15 protein-coding genes are annotated in these 19,590 nt (G+C 61.5%); 8 read left to right on the plus strand and 7 right to left on the minus strand.

Translation table 11 applies throughout. From position 1 onward, the window contains the following. Positions 1 to 143: 143 nt before the first annotated feature. The 3 genes from ACTQZF_RS00940 to ACTQZF_RS00950 all read left to right on the plus strand — a co-directional run bounded on the left by ACTQZF_RS00940 (position 144) and on the right by ACTQZF_RS00950 (position 2,541). Entirely contained in the window at positions 144 to 794 is a 651-nt protein-coding gene (locus tag ACTQZF_RS00940) for a Mu transposase domain-containing protein (protein ID WP_441554291.1), read from the plus strand. Then, positions 794 to 1,567, plus strand: coding sequence for an IS21-like element helper ATPase IstB (gene istB / locus ACTQZF_RS00945; RefSeq protein ID WP_441554292.1), 774 nt, complete (start codon positions 794 to 796; stop codon positions 1,565 to 1,567). Before ACTQZF_RS00940 ends, istB begins: the two co-directional genes overlap by 1 nt. Before the next feature lie 362 nt (positions 1,568 to 1,929). Continuing rightward, on the plus strand, positions 1,930 to 2,541 hold the full coding sequence (locus ACTQZF_RS00950) for a TetR/AcrR family transcriptional regulator (protein ID WP_441041102.1): 612 nt from the start codon (positions 1,930 to 1,932) through the stop codon (positions 2,539 to 2,541). Between the two features lie 104 nt (positions 2,542 to 2,645). On the opposite strand, the gene ACTQZF_RS00955 is transcribed toward ACTQZF_RS00950, so the two are convergent. From ACTQZF_RS00955 to metK, 6 genes are all read right to left on the minus strand, one after another. Further along, on the minus strand, positions 2,646 to 3,860 hold the full coding sequence (locus tag ACTQZF_RS00955; protein ID WP_441554293.1) for an ABC transporter permease: 1,215 nt from the start codon (positions 3,858 to 3,860) through the stop codon (positions 2,646 to 2,648). After that, positions 3,857 to 4,630 carry an ABC transporter ATP-binding protein gene (locus tag ACTQZF_RS00960; protein ID WP_427717357.1) on the minus strand — a complete coding sequence of 258 codons (774 nt, stop codon included), beginning with the start codon at positions 4,628 to 4,630 and terminating at the stop codon, positions 3,857 to 3,859. Before ACTQZF_RS00960 ends, ACTQZF_RS00955 begins: the two co-directional genes overlap by 4 nt. After that, positions 4,630 to 6,063: an efflux RND transporter periplasmic adaptor subunit gene (locus ACTQZF_RS00965; RefSeq protein ID WP_441048461.1), complete on the minus strand. Its 1,434-nt coding sequence runs from the start codon at positions 6,061 to 6,063 to the stop codon at positions 4,630 to 4,632. The genes ACTQZF_RS00960 and ACTQZF_RS00965 overlap by 1 nt, the downstream gene beginning before the upstream one ends. Positions 6,064 to 6,192: 129 nt before the next feature. Continuing rightward, positions 6,193 to 7,650 carry a L,D-transpeptidase gene (locus ACTQZF_RS00970; protein WP_441554294.1) on the minus strand — a complete coding sequence of 486 codons (1,458 nt, stop codon included), beginning with the start codon at positions 7,648 to 7,650 and terminating at the stop codon, positions 6,193 to 6,195. Between the two features lie 416 nt (positions 7,651 to 8,066). Continuing rightward, on the minus strand, positions 8,067 to 9,674 hold the full coding sequence (gene sdaAA / locus ACTQZF_RS00975) for an L-serine ammonia-lyase, iron-sulfur-dependent, subunit alpha (protein WP_441554295.1): 1,608 nt from the start codon (positions 9,672 to 9,674) through the stop codon (positions 8,067 to 8,069). A gap of 343 nt (positions 9,675 to 10,017) precedes the next feature. Beyond that, positions 10,018 to 11,298 carry a methionine adenosyltransferase gene (gene metK / locus ACTQZF_RS00980; protein ID WP_427728191.1) on the minus strand — a complete coding sequence of 427 codons (1,281 nt, stop codon included), beginning with the start codon at positions 11,296 to 11,298 and terminating at the stop codon, positions 10,018 to 10,020. 326 nt (positions 11,299 to 11,624) lie between these two features. Here metK and gltX point away from each other — a divergent pair, with 326 nt between their 5' ends. From gltX to ACTQZF_RS01005, 5 genes are all read left to right on the plus strand, one after another. Then, the gene (gene gltX, locus ACTQZF_RS00985) at positions 11,625 to 13,100 is read left to right on the plus strand and encodes a glutamate--tRNA ligase (RefSeq protein WP_441554296.1); all 1,476 of its coding nucleotides are present in this window, start codon (positions 11,625 to 11,627) and stop codon (positions 13,098 to 13,100) included. Positions 13,101 to 13,170: 70 nt separating this feature from the next. After that, on the plus strand, positions 13,171 to 15,642 hold the full coding sequence (gene priA / locus ACTQZF_RS00990) for a replication restart helicase PriA (RefSeq protein WP_441554297.1): 2,472 nt from the start codon (positions 13,171 to 13,173) through the stop codon (positions 15,640 to 15,642). An 18-nt stretch (positions 15,643 to 15,660) separates the two neighbouring features. Then, positions 15,661 to 16,197: a peptide deformylase gene (def, locus tag ACTQZF_RS00995; RefSeq protein WP_118449363.1), complete on the plus strand. Its 537-nt coding sequence runs from the start codon at positions 15,661 to 15,663 to the stop codon at positions 16,195 to 16,197. A 362-nt stretch (positions 16,198 to 16,559) separates the two neighbouring features. Next, positions 16,560 to 17,480: a methionyl-tRNA formyltransferase gene (gene fmt, locus ACTQZF_RS01000; protein WP_441554298.1), complete on the plus strand. Its 921-nt coding sequence runs from the start codon at positions 16,560 to 16,562 to the stop codon at positions 17,478 to 17,480. Further along, positions 17,477 to 18,877, plus strand: a complete 1,401-nt coding sequence (locus tag ACTQZF_RS01005; protein WP_441554299.1) for an RsmB/NOP family class I SAM-dependent RNA methyltransferase — start codon at positions 17,477 to 17,479, stop codon at positions 18,875 to 18,877. The genes fmt and ACTQZF_RS01005 overlap by 4 nt, the downstream gene beginning before the upstream one ends. A 390-nt stretch (positions 18,878 to 19,267) precedes the next feature. Here ACTQZF_RS01005 and ACTQZF_RS01010 read toward each other — a convergent pair whose 3' ends face one another. Next, the gene (locus ACTQZF_RS01010; protein ID WP_154518065.1) at positions 19,268 to 19,504 is read right to left on the minus strand and encodes an FmdB family zinc ribbon protein; all 237 of its coding nucleotides are present in this window, start codon (positions 19,502 to 19,504) and stop codon (positions 19,268 to 19,270) included. Positions 19,505 to 19,590: the final 86 nt, after the last annotated feature.

Raw genomic sequence — 19,590 nt, forward strand, 5'->3', positions numbered from 1 at the left:
GCCATGCCCTCATGCAGGAGGGCTAGCCGCTCAAAAAGCGTGCGCGCTTCCGATGCTCAGGCTGCTCAATTTCCGATGATCTTTTTGCTCAAATCCTCTTGACGAAACACAGCGGCGTCCCGGAGGAGTGCATCACGGACAACATGTCGTGCCTGGTGACCGTCTCTGGCCGCAGGAGGACCAGGCAGGAGAGGGCGTGGCGGTTCGCGCGGGAGGCCGGCTTCGAGCTCAGGCTCTGCGCGCCGCGCTCGCCGCAGACCAAGGGCAAGGACGAGTCGGCCAACCGCTTCCTGAACCGCCTGCTCGCCTACGGCGGCGAGTTCACCGGGTGGAGCGGCCTCGCCGAGGCGGTGGCCCGGGTCGAGGCCCAGGCCAACTCGGAGCCGAACCGCACCACCGGCCTGCCGCCCGACGTGCTGTTCATGCGGGAGAAGGAGTGCCTGCGGCCCATCGGGAACCTCCGGCTCCTCGAGTCGATGGTGGGCGACGTGAGCGTCCAGACCGTCCCGTCGACCATGCTCGTCAGGGCCGCCGGCAGGGAGTGGTCCGTGCCCAGGCGCTGCATCGGCCGGCGCGTGAGCGTCGTGGCGATGCCCGGCGGCCAGGTCGTGGTGAGGATGGCCGGCGAGGAGGTCGCCGTCCACGACGCCGCGTCCGGGCCGTCGAGGCCCATCAACTACGACCCCGACCACTACGGGCAGGCCCTCGAGGGGAAGCGGGGCCTGGCCGACGCGGACATCGCCGAGGCCGCGCGCGCCAACCTCGCGCTGCTCGACTCGCTCGGAGGGGCGTGATGGGCGCCGTCGCGGAGGGCAGCCCCTCGATCAGGGCGCAGGCGAACCTCTCCGCGCTCGGGCTGCACGAGATGGCGGCGTCCCTGCCCGACTACGTGAGGATGGTCGCCGCGGGCGAGCGGGGCTTCGCCTCCGCCCTCGAGGAGATGACGCGCGTCGAGGTCGCCGCCCGGGAGGTCAGGACCACCAGCCAGCGCATACGGTCGTCGGGGTTCCCCTACGTCAAGGGGCTGGCGGACTTCGACTGGGACTTCCAGCCGTCGGTCCCGCGCGCCGAGATCGAGGAGCTCGCGACCCTGAGGTTCGTCGAGCGGGCCGAGAACGTCCTGTTCGTGGGGAGCCCCGGCGTGGGCAAGACGCACCTCGCCGTCGCGCTGGGCATCGAGGCGGTCAGGGCGGGGCGCGAGGTCAGGTTCGTGGACTGCGCCCGGCTCGTCGAGGACCTGGAGGACGCCTCGTCGCGCGGCATCCTCAAGAAGAGGCTCAGGTACTACGCCCACTCGAGGCTGCTGATCATCGACGAGCTCGGCTACCTCGACGTCGGCAGCGCGGGCGCGGACCTGCTGTTCCAGCTGATATCGACGCGCTACGAGCAGCGCTCGACGATCATCACCACCAACGTGGGGATCAGCGGCTGGGGCAGGGTGTTCGGGGACGACGTGGCGGCGAGCGCGATCGCGGACAGGGTGTGCCACCACTGCCACCTGGTCAAGATAACGGGCAGGTCCTACAGGCTGAAGGACCTGCCGAGGGACGGCCCCGTCGAGCCGTGACCGGAATCGGTGAAAATACGTTAGCGCAACCGGTGAAACCGCCTTTGCGCAAACGGCGCGCCTGTTTAGCGAAACTGGTGAAAAATAGATTGACGCTAACAACTCGAAGCCGTGCCCTCGCTCGAAGAGCCCGATCGCCGCCTTCCTGGCCTCGATGTCGTGTTTCACTCTCAAGTCGACACGCATAAAAAGCCTCCCATTTCTCGTGTCCAAGAAATGGGAGGCAGTTCAAGTTGGTGAGTCGTGCGTTCTTAATGATGCTCGTCATTGCGATGCTAGATGTAGGATAATCCTCTTACGTTGATTATCTCCCACTTGTACAGGAGCTATAGGTGGGCAGTTGACATGAAGGGGACACGTCTATGGCCACCACTAAACCGCGCCTTGACCGCCGCATCGTTCGCAGTCGCAATGCGATTCTTTCGGCATTCGAGCGACTGCTGATGGAAAAGCCCCTCGCCGATATTACGGTGAGCGCCATCGCGCGCGAGGCAAATGTCGACCGTAAGACCTTCTACGTGCACTTTGGCACGGTGGACGGCTTGCTCGATGCCATTGCCGTGGATGTGGTCGAGATGATTGTCGACTCAGTCGAGAAGACGCTTTCCTCTATGGGCGGTAACACCAACGAGCGCGCACTCGGAGCGGCGGCGACCTTCTTCAAAACCGTTAACGAGGCGCTGTGCAACAATTTGGTGCTCAATCGCCAGCTGATTGAAAACATTCCGCTCGACGACTTTATGACGCGCTTGCGTGTGCCGCTCGAGCACGAGATTGCCGAGCGCGACCTGCTGCCCGATGGCTTAAAGGACGAGCTGTTCGACTATTATCTGGCGTTTTTGCTTTCGGGCATTATCGGCATTTACCGCACGTGGGCACTCTCCGATGGCTCGGTGCCCATCGAGCGCATTTCGGAGGTCGCTAACAATCTGACGTTGAACGGGCTATCGAGTCTGGAATCTCGTTTCGAATAGCACTAGCGCCTTATCCCCTCCGAGTTGCGGTGAAATAAGGACTGAATAGGCCTTTTAACGGCTAAAACACTCCCTATTTCACCGCAACTCAGGGGGGGATTGCATTACTGGTAGCGCAGGCACTCCACGGGGTCGAGTTTTGCGGCCCGGCGGGCGGGGTAGAAGCCAAAGATTACGCCGATGCCGACGGAGACCGCAAAGGCCAGCAGCACCGTGGCGATCGAAAAACTCGGCGTTATGGTACCGCTGGCACCGAGTTCGCCAAGCACGCCGGAACCCGCGGCGAACATCGCTAGGCCCCAGGCAAGCAGGTAGCCAATCAGGACACCTAGCAGACCGCCGGTGATGCACAGCGCCGAAGACTCGGCCAAAAACTGTGCGGTGATATCGCGACGGCTGGCACCCAAGGCTCGACGAATACCGATCTCGCGGATGCGTTCGGTCACATTGGTGAGCATCATGTTCATGATGCCGATACCGCCCACGAGCAGCGAAATGCTGGCAACGGCGCCCATGATGAGCGAAAACGCGCCCATAAAGGAGTTGAGGGCGTCGATGGCGCTTTTCATTGAGGTCGCCGACACGCTGTCATATTCGTCGTCATCCGCGATGTCCTTCATGCTGCGCACCTTGGATTCAATCATCTTGCACAGCTCATCCATGTCCGTACCCTCGGCGGCGAGCGCCGTTACGCTGGGAAAAGACGGGTTCTCGTCGCCAAAGAGGCCCGAGATGGTCTCGCGCGGCATGTAGAGCGTGAGTGAGCCCATGGAGTCGCTGCCGCCGTCGATAACGCCGATAATCTGCACCTCGCCGTTCGACACCTTGATGGTCTTGCCGAGCGCGTCCTGTTCGTTGCCGTACAGCTGGTCCGCGCCGCCGCGGCTGATGAGCGCCACGCGTGCGCCAGATTGGGACTCAGCCTGGGTATAGGTGCACCCCGCGACGAGCTTGCTGGCGCCCACTGCGTCGAGCATGTCGCTATCGACGCCCTGCGCCATGACGTTATAGCTTTTGTCACCGGCCTTGTACTCGGTATAGGCACTGTCCACGATACCGATCTGCTCGATCTGCGGCACCATCTTGCGAAGATTCTCAACGTCCGACTCGGTGAGCTCTTGCGACGAATAAATCTGCACCATACGCGCGGCGTTGAGGCCCAGGCTGTTGACCAGGCTGTTTTGGATACCGCCGATAAGCGAGGTCATGGCAATGACGGAGGCGATGCCAATAACAATGCCCAGGATGGTGAGTAGGCTGCGTCCCTTGTTGGCCTCGAGGGAGTGAAGGGCTTCTTGGATAAGGTCGCACGTGCTCATGCCTTCACTCCTTTCGTCGGATTGGCGTGTGCGGAAATCATGGGCAGGTTATCAATGGCGCCGTGCAGGGTCTGCGGTGCGTGCGCGATGTACGCGCCGTCGTGGATTCGGCCGTCGCGAATGGTTACGGCACGGTCGGCCTCGGCGGCGATACCGGGATCATGCGTGATGAGCACAATGGTCTTGCCACGTTCCTGGAGTTTGTGGAAGGTCTCCATCACGAGCGCTCCGGTGGCGGAGTCCAGGTTTCCCGTCGGCTCGTCCGCCAGGATGATGGGCGGGTCGTTGACGAGGGCGCGCGCGATGGCAACCCTCTGCATCTGTCCGCCTGAGAGCTCGGAGATGCGGTGGTCCCAGTGGTCGACCGGCAGCGTGACGGCTTGCAGCGCATGAACGGCGCGCATCTCACGCTGAGCCCGCGGCACGTTGGTGTACGACAGCGGCAGCATGACGTTTTCGATGACCGATAGGCGCGGCAGCAGGTTAAAGCTCTGAAAGACAAAGCCGATGCTCAGGGCGCGGACTTCGGTGAGCTCGTCATCGTCGAGCTCTGCCACGTTGAGGCCCTGCAGGTAATAATCGCCTGCCGTTGGCTTGTCCAGGCAGCCCAGGATGTTCATGAGCGTTGACTTGCCCGAGCCAGAAGGGCCGGTAATGGCCACGAATTCGCCGGGATTCACTGCCAGGCTCACGTTATGCAGGATATGGGCGCAGCCGGCCTCGCTCTCAAAAATGCGATGCACGTTGCGGATGTTGATGACGGGACGCATTACAAGCCCTCGTCGGCAGACATGCTGCCAGAGTCGTCGCCGTCGGCCGTCATGCCTGCGCCGGTGTCCACGATGAGGGTGTCGCCGTCGCGCAGCTTGGTAACCGGTACGTCTGCGTTGATCTCATTGCCCTGGTCGTCGCGCTTGACCTGCGTCTTGCCGACCACGGCGTCGTTATCGTTTTGCGTCACAATGGTCACCTTCACGCGGCGCATCTCCTTGCCTTCACCGTCGGTTGCCACGTTGACGTAATAGTGCTCGCCATCCTCGGTCATGAGCGCCATGGTCGGCACCATCACCACATCGTCGAGCTGCTCGGTTACCACCGAGACCTCGGCGGTCATGCCCGGCTTGAGGCGCGCGTCGGGCGCGTCGATCAAAATATCGACGTTATAGGTCACGCTACCGCCGCCACCGTAGGTGGAGTCGGAGTTTGCCACCGAAGCGATTGTCGTGACCGTTCCCTGGCTCACGATATCGGGAAAGGCCGGATAGGTAACGTTGGCGCTCTGGCCCACTGCGATCTTGGCGATATCCTTTTCGCCCACCTGAACGGTGACCTTCATCTTGGAGAGGTCAGCGATCTGCATGCACTGCTTGCCGCCGGTCGTATCGCCTTCGCCCATAATCATGCCGCCCGTCACCGTGGCGCCGACCTTGGCGTTGAGCTCGACGATGCTGCCCGAGCTGGGCGCGGTCACAGTGCGCTCGGCAGCTTTGGCGTTGGCCTGGTCCAGGGTCGCCTGGGCCGAGGCCAGGTTACGTTGGGCGCTCGAGATGGCGCTCGTGTCGGCACTCGTGCCGGTGCTGCCGCTGGCGCCACTTGCGCCTGCCGCATCTGTGTCAGTCGCCGGAGCGGCTTGGGCGGCAGCTACCGCTTTCTGCGCGTTGGCGAGGTCTTCCTGTGCCGCCGCCACCGCGCGTTGCGCCTCGGCAACGTTGCGATCGAGCTCGTCATTTTTAATGGTCATGAGCACATCGCCCTCGTTAACGGACTGGCCGGCTGATACGTTGATCGATGCCACCGTGCCGTCGACAGAAGGGGAGACCACCGAAGCCGAGATAGGCTTGAGCTGGCCTTTAGCCTCGACGGTGGTCGTAAATGTACCCTCGGTGACCATGTCTGTCACCGGCCCGTTGGTACCTGCGGGCCGTGCGTTAATGACGAAGGTTACGACAACGGCGATGAGCACAATGGCGGCCACGACGCCGGCCGCAATGCCACGTCGGATGAGCTTTTTGCGCCGACGCTCGGCACGCTTCGCCTTGAGCTTGGCGTAGGCCTCTTCGTCAGAAATCTCGGTTGCATCGCTTGTGCTGCCGTTTTGCTGTGTGGCGCGCATGTTTGTTATGAGGGGAAGCGTTTCGGTGGCACCCTCGGGCGCTCGCTCGGTATCATTCGGTCCCGGGGTGATGGTGGGGACATTCGACATGGCGTCTCCTTTATAGAAAGTTCTTCGATAAGTATATGCGCCCGTCGCGAGAAGCGGGCGCATATGGCGGATTCTTTCGGAACTGTTAGATTGGAGCGTCAGTTCCCCGTTGTGCGAAGGCGTGTTTCCCTACGAGTGCACGACCACGCACAGGCCGACGCTGATGCAGTCGTGGAGTGCCTTGGCATCGGCCAGACGCAAGTTGATGCAACCGTGGCTGCCGCACCATTTGTACGAATTTGGGTCGTCAAAGCTCTGATCGTTTTGCCATGTTGCATCATGGAAACCAACCATGTTGCCTTCAAACGGCATCCAATACGACACGGGGCTTTCGTATTTTGGTTTTCCGGTCTCTGGGTCTTTGGCACCGATGAGCTTGCTTGCGCCGTCATTGCTATTGATCTGCCAAACGCCCTCGGGAGTGGCATCCTCTCCCGGTTTGCCCGAGATAAAGTTGGCTTCCCACACGATATTACCGTTCTCGTCATAGTAGCGCGCGTGCTGCTCGGACAGATCGACGTCGATATACGCTTTCCAGTCGGGCTCTCCCTTCGCGGTATAGGTGTCGGCCTTCTGGGAGTACTTAATCTCGATTTCGCCGGTCTGCTTGTTGTTAATGGCGTCCTCGACCTGCTTGGCGAGCGAGCTGCTGTCGATGGACCAGCCAAAGTCACCGCCCTCGACGGCACATTCTTTGCCGTCGGCACGCGTCCACCAGCGGGTGGTGCCCACGGTATTAAAGCCGTTGGCGAGCTCGGCTGCCCAGCTACCGATCTGCGACGTATCGAGTGTGGGGTTGGCCGGATTGGCAAAGCTGATCCACTGCAACACGGAGCTGCCGTCGACCTTGCCGGCAGCTCCGCCGTTGAGCTTGAGGGTCACGTTGACGCCCAAGAAGTTGTTGGCGGCATCGCATGCGGCCTGAATCTGATCATTGGTCAGCGTTTCATTGAGCGGCTCATAGGCATCGTTGCCGAGCTTGGAAAGATCTACGGTCTCGGCCAGCGAGGCAAGCTCGAGCTCGGCATACTTAATGACATGCTCGCGGTTGAGTTTTTCGTTGGAGCGCGCCTTCTCGACGGTAAACTTGCCGGCTTGCTCGTCATAGGAGCTATTGGCCTCGAACGTACCCGAACGGCCCTCGTTAAACTCGTCAATGGCGGCGCCCAGATCCTCCTCAAACTTCTTTTGGTCAAAGGTGTCAGAGAGCATGGACAGGTCGACGTCTTGTTCAAGATCGACTTCGTTGGAGGTAGCGGTTGTTTTGGTCTTGCCGCTTAAGGATTCCACAAGGCGGACCGGCCATATAAAGGCTTCGTTGCGGCTGATGATTTCTTTTGCGGCAGCTTCGCCGTCGACGATGGGTTCATCGGACTCGGGTTGATAGATCCAGTTAAAGTCGTCGCCTGTCACGGTGAGCTTATAGTGCTTCCACGCCGAGTTGACCTTAGTGGCAGCAGACGAAGCGTTGGAGAACGAGACGTCGACGCCGGCAATGGTGGTGTTGGGGTAGGCTACCTGCGAAAATGCGACAACGCCAACAATGTAAACGACAACAATGAGGCCCAGAGCAACGAAAAGGGTCATTTTGGCCCCGGATTTTTTCCCGTCGGCGTGATTCTCTGACCCACGGGGACCCTTGTGATGGTTTTGCGTGTGTGAAGGCGCGTGCTTAGTCGCTTTATTGCTCTGACGCTGCTGATATGCATGAGGGATCTGGCGCTGTGAGGTGTTTCCCGAACCATGCTTTGTGCTACGCGTTGGCGTAATGGGGCGCGGCGACTGGACGCCGTCGGTAGGCCTAGAAGGCTGTTTAGGATCGGGAATCAGTTGGGTGCGGTCGTTTTGCGACATCGTATGCATATCCTTCGAGTTTCGCCTTGCGGCTCATCGTGTTTTTACTGGGCTTGCATTATAGCGATTACCTAGTTGTTTGTGGTATTGAAACGGTGGCATTGGCAAGAGGTTGGACATTTGTCCCACCTCTTGTTTTGGACTGCTCTTTATCCGCACACACCGCATTTTGCACAGGCCGAAAGCGCGGCCGGAGCCTGCGCGATGCCGCCCTTTGCCGTCTCGCGCAGCGTGGCCGGCAACGCGTGGCCCACCGAGAGCATGACGTGTGCCATCTGGTCGAAGGGCACAAGGCTTTTGATACCTGCAAGGGCGAGCTGCGCCGAGCTAAATGCGGTCGCCACGCCGATCGCGTTGCGGTTTTGGCATGGCACTTCGACAAGGCCGCCCACGGGATCGCATACAAGACCAAGCAGATTGCTCAGTGCGATAGAGCTAGCGTCGAGTGCCTGCTCGGGCGTGCCGCCCAGCATCTGGACTAGCGCGGCAGCGGCCATGGCGGCGGCGCTGCCCACCTCAGCCTGACATCCGCCTTCGGCACCGGCGACGCAGGCACTTGTGGTGAGGTTGAGACCAATCGCGGCAGAGCAGTAGAGTGCGTCCATGACCTGTTCGTCATCGAGCTGTAGATGGTCGGCGAGCGCCAACACGCAGCCGGGCACGACGCCCGCAGAGCCGGCCGTGGGGGCGGCGACGATGACGCCCATGGTGGCAGAGCGCTCAAGCACAGCCATGGCGCGGGCTACGGCTTCGGTTTGGACGGCGCCCATCAGGTTTGTGCTCAGATCGTTGCGGCGTGTGGCGTCGATGAGTTTTGCCTCGCCGCCGATAAGCCCGCCGAGCGAGCGCTGCGGTGCGGCGATGGGCGCCGTTGTCTCCTCGCGCATGACCTCGAGTACGCGGCGCATGGCGGCGACGGCGTGCTGCTCGCCGGTCAGGCGGGCTTCGCGTACGGCCATGACGGCGCCAATGTTGAGGCCCAGTTTGGCGCAGGCGTCGAGGAGCTGTTCGCCATCGTCGAAGATTTCCTTGGCGGAAACGCCGGGGGAGAGCGATGAGGCCGAGCCGGGAAGCTCAATGAAGGTGGCGTAATCGACATTGTCGAGCATGCGTAGCATGGGAACGACGATGTCATCGGGGGTGCCGTCAGTCTCAAAGACGGAATAAGCTTGGCCGCCCACCTCGGTGCGGTAGGTGCGGCAGAAGGCAATGTTTACGTGTGCGTAGGCGAGCTGGTTCGTGAGCGCGGCGAGAACGCCGGGGACATCCTGGTGCGCCACAAACAGGGTGGAATACATGCCCGAGATATCGACGCCGACGCCGTTGATGCGGCTGATGCGCATCTTGCCGCCGCCAAGGCTCTCGCCGCGGACCTGCGCCGTGGCGCCCGTGTCATCGACCATGTCGATGTCGACGGTGTTGGGGTGGATGGAGGCGTCGTCGCCCTTAATGTCAAAGTGATAGCTGAGGCCCTGCTCGCGCGCGAGGTCAAAGGCCTGCTTGATGTTTTCGTCGTCGGTATCGAGGCCCAAGATGCCCGCGACGAGTGCGCGGTCGGTGCCATGGCCGCGGTAGGTGTGGGCAAAGGAGTTCCACAGGCCAAAGGTGACCTTGGTGATGCGGCCTTCCAGCAGGCTGGCGGCAACCTGGGCGCAACGCAGGGCGCCGGCGGTGTGCGATGAGCTGGGGCCGACCATGATGGGGCCCAAGATCTCGAATGCCGAGGTCGTAGCTAGTGTTTGCGGCTTGCCTGCCATGGCTGCTCCTTCTCTATCTCGTCGTCCCGAGGGGCGGGGCACACGCTGTCCCGCCGTTTCGAGGGCTTTAGTATTTGGTCGCTTGCTCGGACAGTCCTGCTCGCACGGAGAGCACATTAAGTGCTCTCCGGCTCGTGCGGAACTCGCGATCGACCAAATACTAAAGTCCTCGGAACTTAGGATACATGGTTGGAGTCGCTCTTCTGCAAAATTTATCGGCCTGTGACCTATTCCATGTCCCAGGTCGGCTCATCTTCACCACCTTTAAATAAAAAAGAGGTACCGGTTGTTCCGGTACCTCTTTTTGGTGCGTTTTTATTTGGCTGTGGCTTTTCTCGTTAGCTTACAGGCCGCAGGCTGCTTTGAGTTCGTCGATGCGGTCCGTTTTCTCCCAGGTAAAGTCGGCGTCTTCGCGGCCAAAGTGACCGTAGGCTGCCGTCTTTTCATAGATGGGGCGACGCAGGTCCAGGTCGCGGATGATTGCGCCCGGGCGCAGGTCAAAGGTCTTCTCCACGGCCTCGACGATCTTGTCCTCGGCAATATGCGCGGTGCCAAAGGTGTCGACCATGATCGACAGCGGCTTGGACACGCCGATGGCGTAGGCCAGCTCGACCTCGCAGCGATCGGCCAGGCCGGCGGCGACTACGTTCTTGGCGACCCAGCGAGCGGCGTACGCGGCAGAGCGATCGACCTTGGTGCAGTCCTTGCCGCTAAAGGCGCCACCGCCGTGACGGCCGTAGCCGCCGTAGGTGTCGACGATGATCTTGCGGCCGGTCAGGCCCGTGTCGCCCATGGGGCCGCCCACGACAAAGCGTCCGGTGGGGTTCACATAGATATCGGCGCCATCCCACGGCATGTTCTCGGCATCCATGACGGGTGCGATGACATGCTCGATGAGGTCGGCCTTGATCTTGCCCATGTCCTCAACTTCGGCAGCGTGCTGCGTGGAGATGACGATGGTTGTGACCTCCACGGGCTTTCCGTCCTCGTAGCGCACGGTGACCTGGGTCTTGCCGTCGGGGCGCAGATAGGGCAGGGTGCCGTCGTGGCGCACGGCGGACAGGCGTTCCGCCAGGCGGCTTGCCAGGTAGTGCGGCATGGGCATGAGGGTCTTGGTCTCGTTGGAGGCGTAGCCAAACATCATGCCCTGGTCGCCGGCACCGATCAGGTCGATCGGGTCGGTGGTGGCGCCGGTCTGGGTCTCAAATGACTCGTCGACGCCCTGGGCGATATCGGGGGACTGCTCGTGGATGAGGCTCATGACGCCGCAGGTATCGCAGTCAAAGCCAAACTTGGCGCGGTTGTAGCCGATGCGGCGGATGACGCCACGGGCGATTTCCTGCACGTCGACGTATGCCTGGGTGCGAATCTCTCCGGCGACGATGACGGTGCCGGTGGTCACGAGGGTCTCGCAGGCGCAGCGTACGTTTTCAACGTTGGCGGGCACGCCGTTGGGCGCAATATAGCCCTGCTCCTGCAGCTCTATTTCTTTAGCGAGGATTGCGTCGAGGACGGCATCGCTGATCTGGTCGGCGATCTTATCGGGATGGCCTTCGGTCACCGACTCCGACGTAAACACAAAAGACCCCTGCTGGGGCGGGATGGAACGAAGCTCTTCTGACATGATTGTCCTTTCGAATAACGTGTCCCAGCGACCGTTACCATTCCGCTGGGCTCTGTATGCAGGGGCACATCATAGCGCGTAAATCCAACATTCACACCCTTTCCGCACCTAGTCATTAGGTAGCTAATTTGGGACGGGGCTTTTTTAGCTACCCCGGCTGATTGTTTGCTGGTTTAGCCGATAGCCTGCCGGGGCAGCTAAAAAAGCCCCGTCCCAAATTAGCTACCCGGCTTCGATGACTGGGTCGGTGCCCTTTGTGCGGAGGTGGGCATTGTTGCTTTATACTGGTGCGGTTAGACATCCATCCTGCAATCGAGGAGATTTCCATGGCATCAGACGTTCGCGTCCGCTTTGCACCCTCACCGACGGGCAAGCTGCACATCGGCGGCGCCCGCACCGCTATCTATAACTGGGCTTTTGCCCGCGCAAACGGCGGCACGTTCATCCTGCGCATCGACGACACCGATCCCACCCGCTCTACCGACGAGAACACGCAGATCATTCTGCGCGCTATGCGTTGGCTGGGCCTGGACTGGGATGAGGGCCCCGAGGTTGGCGGCGACTATGGCCCCTATGCCCAGACCGAGCGCCTGGACCTGTACAAGCAGGCCGCCCAGAAGCTTTGGGACGAGGGCAAGGCCTATCCCTGCTTCTGCACCAAGGAGCAGCTCGAGGCCGACCGTAAGGCCGCCCAGGAGCGTAAAGACCCCTTCCAGGGCTATCAGCGCCGCTGTCGCGATCTCGATCCCGAGGAGGCACGCCGCCGCATCGAGGCCGGCGAGCCCTACGTCCTTCGCATCAAGGTGCCCGAGGACCGCGGCGATGTCGTCATCCACGACGCCGTCCACGGCGAGGTGTCCTTCGACGCCAAGGAGCTCGACGACTTCGTCATCTTCCGCTCCGATGGCACGCCCACGTATAACTTCGCGACCGTCGTCGACGACGCCATGATGAAGATCACCCATGTCATCCGCGGCGACGACCATCTGTCCAACACCCCGCGCCAGGTCATGGTTTACGAGGCCCTCGGCGCGCCCGTTCCCACGTTCGCCCACATCTCCATGATCTTGGGTGCCGACGGCAAGAAGCTCTCTAAACGCCACGGCGCCACCTCGGTGGAGGAGTACCGCGACGCTGGTTACCTGTCCGACGCGTTCGTTAACTACCTGGCGCTGCTCGGCTGGTCGCTCGACGGCGAGACCACGATCATCCCGCGCGATGTCCTGGCCCGTAAGTTCTCGCTCGACCGCATTTCCAAGAACCCGGCGACCTTCGACCCCAAAAAGCTCGACTGGGTCAATGCCGAGTATATCAACAACATGTCCGACGCCCAGTTTGCCGACGAGATCATGATCCCCGAGCTGCACGAGGCCGGCATGATCGAGGGTAACATCGAGTACGGCGAGGACTGGATCGACGCGCTTGCCGCCATCGTCAAGCCGCGCACCAAGATGCCGGCCGACGCCGTGACCGTCGCCGCTCCCATCTTTGCCACGGCCGAGACGCTCGAGTATGACGAGAAGTCTGTCAACAAGGGTCTGGCCAAGGAAGGCATGGGCGCCATTCTGGATGCCGCCAAGGCCGCGCTCGAGGGCGTGGATGAGTGGACGGCTGCCAACATCGACGCCGCGCTTGAGCCGCTGCCCGATCAGATGGACCTCAAGAAGCGCGTGGTGTTCCAAGCCGTGCGCGTCGCCGTCTGCGGTAACATGGTGAGCCCCCCGCTGGGCGAGACCATGGCGCTCGTCGGTCGCGACGACTGCCTGGCGCGCATCGACCGCGCCCGCACGATGGCGCTGTAGCAGCTGCGTAAACGCATGTATCCGAGCCCCGTTCACCCGAGCGGGGCTCTTGTTTCTAAAGACGTATGGGATGGGAGGTACAGAGACCATGGCCGAGCAACTGTCGCTGTTTGGTTCGCCGGAACCGGATGAAGCTCCGAAGTCCACGGCCCCTGCCGCCGCCCCGGCGCAGCCCGAGCTCGCACCCGAACCCGTCTCCGCCTACGCGAGCGTGGTCCTCGACATCCCGACCCGTGCGCTCTCCGAGCCATTCGACTACGGCATCCCACGGTCCCTTGCCAACGATGCCCTGATCGGGTCCACGGTCCTGGTCCACTTTGGCAACCGTGCGGCCGCGGGCTATATCGTCGATATCGCGCCCGAGCTGGGCGACCTGCAAGGCAACGACACCCCCGACCCCTTGCGCATCAAGCCCATCGAGTCCATCCTCAGCAAGCCGCTCTTTACCGCCGAGGCTGCACGCATTGCGCGCTGGATGAGCCACGAGTACGTCGCGACGCTTTCCGAGTGCCTGCGTCTGTTCTTGCCTCCGGGCGGGAGCCCGCGTGTCGTGAAGGGCGATGACGGCGTGTGGACCGTTGAGCGCCCCGCCGTAAAACCCATCCAAAACCGTTGGGTCATGCTCACGCCCGAGGGTTTCGACTACACGCCGCCCAAGACTGCGGTCCGTCAGCGTCAGCTCATCGACGCGCTCCAATGCGGCCCGGTCACGACGCGCGACCTCAACCTGCTCTACAACAGCATGTCGGCGACCATTAAAGCGCTCGAAAAACGCGGCGTCGTGGTGGTGGAGGAGCGCCGCGCCTGGCGTGGGTGTAGCGAACAGACCACGTTGTCCTCGGCAAGCGGCAAGGCGCCGGTCTCTCTCACCAACGGCCAGCAGCAGGCGCTCGCGCAGATTGAACGCGCCCGCCTTGATGCCCATGGCGACGTGGTCCTTGTCGATGGCGTCACCGGTTCCGGTAAAACCGAGGTTTACCTTTCGGCTATTGAGCGCGTGCTGGCGGCCGGCCGTTCGGCCTGCGTGCTCGTGCCCGAGATTTCGCTGACGGCCCAGACCGTCGGCCGCTTCCGCTCGCGCTTTGGCGAGACGGTCGCGGTCTTCCACTCGCGTCTTTCGGCCGGCGAGCGTCTGGACCAGTGGGATATGGTTGCCAGCGGTGCCGCGCGCGTGGTCGTGGGCGCCCGCTCGGCGCTCTTTTGCCCGCTCAGCGATCTTGGTCTCATCATCATTGACGAGGAGCACGAGACCAGCTACAAGCAGGGCTCCAGCCCGCGCTACCATGCGCGCGAGGTGGCTTCCGAGATGGCGCGCCGCTATCGGTGCCCGCTCGTGTTGGGCTCCGCCACGCCATCGGCCGAGGCCCTCGACCGCTGTCGCCGCGGTATGTACAACGGTGCCACCTGGACGCGCGTCGAGATGCCCGAGCGCCCGGGACACGCCGTGCTGCCCACGGTCCGCATTGCCGATCTGCGCCGCGAGTTCGCGCACGGCAGCCGCTCCATGTTCTCTAAACCGCTGATGGAGGGCTTGGAACGCGTGGTCGAGCGCCGCGAGAAGGCCGTACTGCTGCACAACCGCCGCGGTTTTGCGCCGTTTTTGATGTGCCGTGAGTGCGGCTGCGTCCCCACCTGCAACCACTGTTCTACCGCGCTCACGTACCACGAGCGCACGCACACGCTGCAGTGCCACACCTGCGGATCGTCTTGGCGCGTGCAGCCCTATCCGGCGCCCACGAGTCGTTGTCCCAAGTGCGGCAGCCGCTACCTGGCAAAAATGGGGCTGGGTACGCAGCAGATCGAGGACGCCCTACACCAGATACTGCCCGAGGATGTCGCCATCATTCGCATGGACGCCGATTCCACACGCGGCAAGGATGCGCACAAAAAACTACTCGAGCAGTTCGATGCCGCCGATTGCGCGGTGCTTCTGGGTACCCAGATGATTGCCAAGGGCCTCGATTTTCCCGAGGTCACGCTCGTGGGTGTGGTCAATGCCGACTTTGCGTTAAAGCTGCCCGATTTTAGGGCGGGGGAGCGCGCCTACGATTTGCTGGAACAGGTCGCTGGCCGCGCCGGTCGCGGCGATCGTCCCGGCGAGGTTATCATCCAGACATATCTGCCCGAGGACCCGGTCATTCGCGCCGTCGCAGAGCACGATCGTTCGATCTTTACCGACTACGACCTGGACCAGCGCCGAGACGCGCTGTACCCGCCTTTCGTGCGTCTTGTCAACATCTTGGTGTGGTCGGCGAATCGTGATAATGCGCAGGACTACATTGGGCGCATCGCAAAGCTTCTCAAGCGCCGCTGGCATGCCGCCGCGCCTGACTTTTTGCGGGCCGGAAGTGTCTTGCCGCAGGTGCTGGGCCCGGCTTCGTGTGTAATCGAGAGAGCCAAAGACCGTTACCGCTTCCATCTGCTTGTAAAGTCGCCGGTAGGGTACCATGTCTCTGATGATATCGACGCCTGCCTCAAAGAGGTGGGCTCCGTGCGCGGCGTGAGCGTGAGCGTTGACGTCGACGCCTATGATTTGATGTAACAACCCGAAAGGATGGCCATGGAAGCCAACGGAATCGTATTGTCGCCCGACCCTCGTTTGCGTCAGGAGTGCGCCGTCATCGAGGAGATCACCCCGGCGATCGAGGCGCTTGCCGAGAAGATGAAGAAGATGATGTTCGACAACGGCGGTTGCGGCCTGGCTGCCCCGCAGATCGGCGAGCTCATCCAGCTCGTCACCATCGACTGCGACTACACCGACAAGAACGACTATGATCCCTACGTGCTCATCAACCCTGTCATTGTTGAGCAGAGTGACCACCTGGTGCCGTTTAGCGAGGGCTGCCTGTCCATCCCCGGCATTAGCTGCGAGATCGAGCGTCCCGACCATGTCGTTGTCGAGGCATACGATCTGGACGCCAATCTGATTCGCTATGAGGCCTCGGGCGACCTGTTCTGCGTGTGCCTGCAGCACGAGATCGATCACCTGCACGGCAACACCATGTTCGAGCGACTCAAGCCGATGCAGCGCATCAAGGCCGTCAAGGAGTACCAGGACGCCCTGGCCCGCGGCGCTCGACCGGGCGAGACGGAGTAGGTCCCACCGTCCCCTTCCGCCGCAGGGCTTAGGTTTTGCTCCATGCTCAAACAGTCCTGCTCGCACGAAGAGCACATTAAGTGCTCTTCGGCTCGTGCGGAACTGCGCGTGGAGCAACAACCTAAGCCCTGCGGCGGAAGGGGACTGCGTTTTCGTGCTCCTTTTCGCCCGGGTGCCATTGGGCCAGGGAGGGGCGTCTTCGCTGATAATTGCTTTGTTGGAAGAGCTGCTTTTATTGCGGCTCTTTCTTTGGTTTTGGGTATATTTGTTCTTGTTGAATTGTTATTGCGGATGGGCTGGCGACTTGGCTTTCCGCTGTTATTTGGAGCCGTCTCGGTTTTGTTTGAGGGGAGACGTTCTTTATGCGTATTGTGTTTATGGGTACGCCCGATTTCGCGGTGCCGTCGCTTTCTTCGCTTGTTGAGGCTGGGAATGAGATTACGCTGGTAATTACGCGTCCCGATGCTGTTCGCGGGCGTGGTAAAAAGCTGGAGCCGTCTCCTGTTAAGGCCAAGGCGCTTGAGCTTGGTCTGCCCGTTGTTGAGACAAATCGTATGACGCCGGATGTTATTGATCGGCTTAAGGCTGCTGATGCCGATATTTTCTGTGTGGCTGCCTATGGCTGCATTTTGCCCGATGAGGTGCTGCATATGGCGCCGCTCGGTATTGTGAATGTTCATGCTTCGCTGCTGCCCCGTTGGCGTGGCGCTGCTCCCATTCAGCGTGCCATTCTTGCTGGTGACGAGGTTGCTGGCGTTTCCATTATGCGCATTGGGCATGGCGTGGATACGGGCGCTTATTGCGCGCAGGTGTCGACCTCGGTTGCCGGTAAACATGCCGAGGCATTGACCATGGAGCTTGGTGAGCTGGGCGGTAAGTTGCTTGCCGATACGCTTCCCTCGCTTGCCGATGACTCGGCTGTTTGGACTGAGCAGGATGAGTTCCTTGTCACGCATGCTGCCAAGATTTCCAAGCAGGAGATGCGTCTGGATCCGCAGATGGGGGCGCTTGATTGCGTGCGTCATGTGCTTGCCTCTTCCGACACCGCTCCCGCTCGCTGTGTGATTGCCGGCAAGACCGTGCGCGTGCTCGATGCCGCGCCGGCAGATGTATCGCTTGGCGAGGGGCTCGTCGCCGTTCAGGCCAAGCACGTTTACCTGGGCCTGTCCGATGGCGCGGTCGAACTGCTTGAGGTTAAGCCCGATGGTAAGCGTGCTATGGCTGCTTCTGCCTGGGCTGCTGGCCTGCAGGGTGCGGATCTTTCGTGGGGTGTTTTGTCATGAGTAAGCTTTCCCCCGCGCGCAAGCTCGCGCTTGATGTTTTGATGGAGGCCGATCGCCGCGGCATGTACGCGCGTGACGTGCTCTCGTCCCGCGCCTCGGCCAAGGCCATTGACCAGCGCGATTCTGCTTTCGCCGCTCGTTTGGCACTGGGCGTTGCAGCCACCCAGGGCATTTTGGATGAGCTGCTCGACCAGTTTCTCGATAAGCCCAAAAAGGTCGCGCCTCGTGTGCGCATGGCACTTCGTATCTCGGCCTTCGAGATGCTCTACCTGCATACCCCGGGTCGCGTTGCGGTGAGTCAGGGCGTTGAGCTCGTGCGCAGCGGTGCTAAGTCTGCCGCCGGCCTGGCGAACGCCGTGCTGCATAAGGTTGCGAACAACGTCGAGGACTTTGCCACTGCGGCGGATGCCGATGAGTCCGAGCGTCGTTTGGTTCGCCTATCTCGCCTGATGGGCATGCCGCGCTGGCTGTGCGCTCGCATTATGGCGTCGTTCGATACACCCGAGGGCGCGCTCGGCTTTGCCGGCAATCTGGCGCCCGCGCCGCTGGCTTTGCACGAGAATGCCTTTGCAACAAAACCCGATCCGTACATTTCGCAGCTTGTGGCACCCGTGTTCCCGGGTTGCCATGCGCCGGTCGACGCGCAGGCCACGGTTGCGTCGGGTGTGTTTGAGCGCGCAGCTGCCGTGGCCTCGGACCTTAACGCCCAGCTCATCGCTACTGCGGCGACCCGTCCCGGGCGTTGTCTAGAGATTGGCGCCGGTCGTGGCACCAAGACCTATGTGATGATGTGCCAGGCCAAACGTGCCGGTTACGACCGTCAGCACACCGCACTCGATTTGCACGACCGCAAGTGCGACCAGAATCTCGCGCGTCTGCATAAGGCGGGTATTACGGGTGTTCGTACGGTGTCGGGCGATGCCTGCGAGCTCAATGAGGTGCTCGCGTCCTTTGACGCGATGCTTGGCGAGCCTGTCCTGTTCGACACGGTGTTTATCGATGCTCCGTGCTCGGGCACCGGCACCATGCGCCGTCATCCCGAGATTCCCTGGCGTCTGACCGAGAACGACGTTACGACTGAGTTGCCCCGCCTGCAGCTGTCGATGCTCAAGGAAGCAGCCGCGCGCGTGGCTGCCGGCGGTGAGCTTATCTATGCCACCTGCTCGGTCTTCGATGAGGAGAACACGCAGGTCGTTGATGTCTTCCTAGCCTCTCCCGAGGGCGCCGGCTTTACCGTGGCGCCGCTCTCCGAAGCCCAGATTCTGCAGCTCCCCGAGTACGATCATGCCAAGAGCCTCGTCACCCTGCGCCAAAACGCTCGAGGCCTCTTCCAAAGTGTGCCCGTTAATGCGGACTCCTACGACGGCCACTTCTGCGCCAGACTGGTCCGCAAGTAAAACGGATTCCAAGGGTAGCTAATTTGGGACGGGGCTTTTTTAGCTGCCCTGGCCGCCAGTCGGCCAAACATTTGCGTTATCAGCTGGGGCAGCTAAAAAAGCCCCGTCCCAAATTAGCTACCCTACGATTCAAGATGACCTGCCCGCCACGAAATGGGCCTATCTACTACATTAAACCCATTACCCTCAACCATGCCAAATTTAGCGAAATCAAAACCGCAGGTAGACGGCTCGTCGATTTTGTAAAAACGCAGGTGCGCTCGGACCATACGGGTCAAACGTAGTAGATAGGCCGTTTTCGTGGCGCAACCCCAGACCAGTCGCCGGGGCGTGGGACATTCCTGAAAAATTCGACCCCGCGATCGGGCTTGAACGCGGGGTCGCTTGTCGCTAGTGGTTATGCGGGCAGTCGGCGCAGCAGCCACTGGTGGCGCTGGTGCTGGACCCGCCACTGCGCTGGTCGGTGTTGTAGAAACCGCTGCCGTCGAACTTAATGCCGCTGGCCGAGAACGTCTTGGATGCCGGGGCGCCGCAGCTGGGGCATACAACCTCGGGAGTCTCGGACATGGGGTGCTCAACCTCAAAAACGTTGCCGCAGCTCGTGCACTTGTATTCGTAGCGCGCCATAATACTTCCTTTTCAGCACAAAGCGGGCAGATCTCTCTGCCCGCAAAAATTCAAACTGCAGTAACTGTACCCCATATCGGGGGTTT

Source organism: Collinsella sp. LCP19S3_H3, assembly GCF_052119145.1.
Classification (GTDB): Bacteria; Actinomycetota; Coriobacteriia; order Coriobacteriales; family Coriobacteriaceae; genus Collinsella.